General features: G+C 69.2%; 2 protein-coding genes and 1 pseudogene. 1 reads left to right on the top strand and 2 read right to left on the bottom strand.

What is annotated here, in order from left to right; genetic code table 11:
• Nucleotides 1-164: 164 nt before the first annotated feature.
• Nucleotides 165-1,142: an adenylate/guanylate cyclase domain-containing protein gene (locus H0X00_RS23025; RefSeq protein WP_293775135.1), complete on the bottom strand. Its 978-nt coding sequence runs from the start codon at nucleotides 1,140-1,142 to the stop codon at nucleotides 165-167.
• Between the two features lie 144 nt (nucleotides 1,143-1,286).
• Between H0X00_RS23025 and H0X00_RS23030 the strand changes: the two genes are divergently transcribed.
• The gene (locus H0X00_RS23030; RefSeq protein ID WP_293775136.1) at nucleotides 1,287-2,144 is read left to right on the top strand and encodes a class I SAM-dependent methyltransferase; all 858 of its coding nucleotides are present in this window, start codon (nucleotides 1,287-1,289) and stop codon (nucleotides 2,142-2,144) included.
• A gap of 317 nt (nucleotides 2,145-2,461) precedes the next feature.
• Here the strand turns inward: H0X00_RS23030 and H0X00_RS23035 are convergent.
• Nucleotides 2,462-2,908: pseudogene (locus tag H0X00_RS23035) on the bottom strand (DUF5938 domain-containing protein); the annotation flags it as partial.
• Nucleotides 2,909-3,035 lie beyond the last annotated feature (127 nt).

Genomic DNA, 3,035 nt, shown 5'->3' on the forward strand with positions numbered 1-3,035 from the left:
CGCCCGCCCACAGGACGCGGTTGGGGTGGGCGGCACGCCGTCCTGGGCGGTGCTAGCGATCGGATGGGCCCCCGCCGGCCGATCGCGACCACCACAGGTCGGAAGGTCTTGCCTCTCCAGAGTCGGTGAAGCGTGTTTCACCGGTGTTGCCTGCGGTGACGACCTCAGGTGCGCCGGACACCGAACATATGGACGGTGCCGAAATCCTGCAGGACGGCCTCGCCGAGCGTGGCTGCTTCCAGGTGCGGATCATCGGCGACGGCGGCCGCGGTGGCACCCTCGATGAGAACGCGGCTCGGGTTCGACAGGCCGGTCAGCCGGCTGGCCAGATTCACCGTGGGGCCGTAGACGTCACCCATCCGAGCCACCACATCGCCGGTGGCGATTCCGACCCGGACCTGCGGCAGCATCGGGTCGGTGTCCATCGTCTCGGCCAGGTCCAGGCCGATGTGGACCGCCTGCGCGGCGGTGTCGGAGGCGAAGAGGATCTCGTCCCCCACGGTCTTGATGACGCGGCCGCCCTGGCGCAGGACGACATCCGAGGACACCGTCTCGAACCGGTTCACCATCCGGCCCAGGGCCAGCGGGTCCAGTTCGCGGCTGAGCTTGGTGTAGCCGGCCATGTCCGCGAACCCGACCGACAGGCGCATCCGGAGCCCGTTCTCCGCGGCGCGGAGCAGTCGCCATTTGGTGACCGAGGCGAGGTGGCGGCGGAAGGCGTAGGTGAGCAACGGCTCGAAGTCGTCGACGTGCTCGTACATGAACTCGACGGCACGGTCTGCGCCCTTGGAGGCATCCCCGGTCTGCTCGGTCATCTGCTCGACGAGCGCCATGACCTGCCACATGGCCAGACGCTGCATGTGATGTCCGACCGCGCGGATCAGGCCGACCACGAACTCCTCGTCGGCGCCGACGTCGGTGATCATCCGCGCCAGGTTGACGATGGCATCCCTGTCGCCGCTGGTGAACATGCGGCCCGCCGGCTCGGTGTCGGCGAAACCCAGGGAGTGCCAGAACAGGCTCGCGACCTCGGGACTCAGGCCGGCGGCCTCGGCGAGCGCGGACAGCGAGATGTCCGGGTCGCCCCCGAGCAACAGGCGCTCGAGGTCCTCGGCACTCCGGCCGGGCGAACCCTCAGGCATTCGGCGTCCGTCTCCCACCCGCGTGATCGGGCCGACCGGCAGTGCCGACCCCTGGCCCTCCATTGTGGCAAGCCGCAGTAGCGTGAGCGAGGTCGCCAGTCATCTCTTTGGAGGACGAGCCGTGACCGATCCCGAGCAACCGGCTTGAGCGACCCCGAAGCGACCCCGCCGCGGCTCAAGGTCGCGTTGGAAGGCGTCCCGGAAACCACGCTGTGGACGCTCTACCACCGCTCGCGCGACGCCGCGCGTCCCGGATCGCTGCTGCACGACCCGAAGGCGGCCGAGCTGGTCGAGGCCATCGACTTTCCCTTCGCTCAGAAGTTCGGCGGGCTGGCTACCGGAATGGAGGGCTACCTCGGCGAGCGGGCCCTGACCTTCGACCGCGAGGTGCTCAGCGTGCTGGCCACCGACCCGGCCGCACTCGTCGTGGTGTTGGGCGAGGGCCTGGAGACGCAGTTCTGGCGGGTGGACAACGGTCAGGTGCGCTGGTTCACCGTCGACCTGCCGGAGACCGCCCAGGTCCGGCGGAACCTGGTCGGCGAGGACCCGCCCCGGCGGCGGCTGTTCGCCGGCTCGGCGCTGGACTCCGGGTGGTTCGACGAGCTCGGAGCGACACCGGCGGACCGGGTCGTGGTGGTCGCCCAGGGTCTGCTGATGTACCTGCCGCCGCGCGAGGTGGAGGCGCTGATCGCGCGCTGCGCCGAGCGATTCCGCCGAGGGGTGTTTCTCTTCGACACCGTCCCGGCGTGGTTCTCCTGGCTGAGCAAACGAGGCTTCATCCGCACTCCCAACGGTTACCAGGCGCCGCCGATGCCGTTCGGTCTGGATTCCGGCGACCACGCCCGGCTCCGCCGGCTGCACCCGAACATCGCGAGCGTGCGCACCGTGGCCCCGGCCGGCGGCCCCGGTGCGATCACGAAGTTCTGGCTGCCGCTCGGGCGCAAGCTGCCGGGGATCCGGCGCGGGATGCCGGCGATCGTCCGGATCGACTTCGGCGCCTGACCCGGACTCAGGTCGCAGCTCAGCCAACGATGCATCGCGGAGCTGGTGCGGGAACGACACGACGTGAATCTCGATCAGGCCCGCGCCGGTGCGCAGCCGGCGATCCAGCACTCCTCCGTGCCGGGCCATCAGCGGGAGCACCGCGTCCTCGTAGGCGAGGAAGTCGGCCCGACCGGTCGACGGGATCCGGGCGATCAGGGTGAAGGTCACGGTCACCGGGACAGTCTTGCCGGTCCTGGCGAACCGGCCCCGGACAGACCAAAGGCGGGTCGCTGCCCGGAGTAGAGCGACCCGCCTTTGGCGTTCAGGACAACGGCTTAGCCGTTGTAGGTGGTGATGGCTTCCATGCTCAGTCCGAAGGACTTTAGTACGCCGTGCAACTCGCGGTGCCCGAAGGCCTGGCAAGCCGAGGCAAAGCCCACCTGCTTCGGAGTCGAGTCCAGGCACTGCTGGGCGGCGTAAGCCTGCAGCAGGCCCGTCTGCATGTAGTTGCAGTTGCCGTAGATGACGGTGTGCGCGCGGGCCAGCGGGCCGGAGGCGTAGACCGAGTCGATCGAGATGTTGATCCGGGGGTCCTCGCGCGGCGGGTAGGTGTTGTTCACCTGCGCGGCCACGCCGGCCAGGATCGCCCGGGTCTCCTCCAGCGACTTGCCGGCGGTGAGCTCGAGCATCTGGGCCACGAGGCCGGGGACGGCCTCCATCAGCGGACGGTTGATGACGCCGCCGAGGACCTTGCAGGTCGCGACGCGATCGTCGTTCTGGAATCTGCATATCTGCTTGAGTGCAGTACGATTTCGGGTGTGAGCAAGGAACGGCCGCTAGGCGGAGTCGACTACCCGCGCACGTTGCAGGAGTTCCGGGACTGGTTCCCGAACGATGACGCCTGCGTGG

It is taken from the genome of Sporichthya sp. (assembly GCF_013815995.1).
GTDB lineage: Bacteria > Actinomycetota > Actinomycetes > Sporichthyales > Sporichthyaceae > Sporichthya.

What these genes read in the sequence shown, in the direction of transcription:
- H0X00_RS23025 (WP_293775135.1), bottom strand. Translation starts at nt 1,142, where the DNA reads ATGCCTGAGGGTTCGCCCGGCCGGAGTGCCGAGGACCTCGAGCGCCTG.